Source organism: Psychromonas arctica (genome assembly GCF_038155225.1).
GTDB lineage: Bacteria > Pseudomonadota > Gammaproteobacteria > Enterobacterales > Psychromonadaceae > Psychromonas > Psychromonas arctica_B.
This window is the reverse complement of the sequence record NZ_JBAKBA010000101.1, coordinates 1-628: the sequence shown is the minus strand read 5'-3', so window position 1 is coordinate 628 and position 628 is coordinate 1. Positions and strand designations below refer to the sequence as shown.

The window sequence follows — 628 nt, the reverse complement described above, 5'->3', positions numbered from 1 at the left end:
TCGGAATCTCGGTTGATTTCTTTTCCTAAGGGTACTTAGATGTTTCAGTTCCCCTCGTTTGCTTCGACTAGCTATGTATTCACTAGCCGATGACACTAAGTGCCGGGTTGCCCCATTCGGAAATTCCAGGATATAACGCTTGTTATCAACTCCCCTGGACTTATCGCAGATTACCACGTCCTTCATCGCCTCTAATTGCCTAGGCATCCACCGTGCACGCTTATTCACTTAACCATACAACACCTAAAAAGTGTCTTTTAAGCTTTTTTATGAATGTACTAAACATTCAAAAAAAGCATAATAACAAATCAAAGATTCTGTATGTTGTTTCCAAGACGCTTGTGACTCATATTTTACATATGAAAAACAATCGTTTTTCGTGCACCTATCAGTTAATAAATTAACTGAGTAGATACGTACTCACATTACGATAACGAATTATCATAATGTGTGCTTTTTATTTTGCTTGATTACAGTATTCATCCTAACTACTAATAGTTAATTTAAATACTGAGAACAATTTCGTTTATATTCATCACACCAATCAACTTACCTTGTTATTCACAAGAGAAATCATTGTTATTGTGCGATAAATAAGAACATTTATCAGCTTTCCTAATTGTTAAAG

General features: G+C 35.0%; 1 rRNA gene. It reads right to left on the bottom strand.

The features are described 5' to 3' along the window. A 23S ribosomal RNA gene (locus V6255_RS17965) occupies nucleotides 1-234 on the bottom strand; the annotation flags it as partial. Between the last annotated feature and the right edge of the window lie 394 nt (nucleotides 235-628).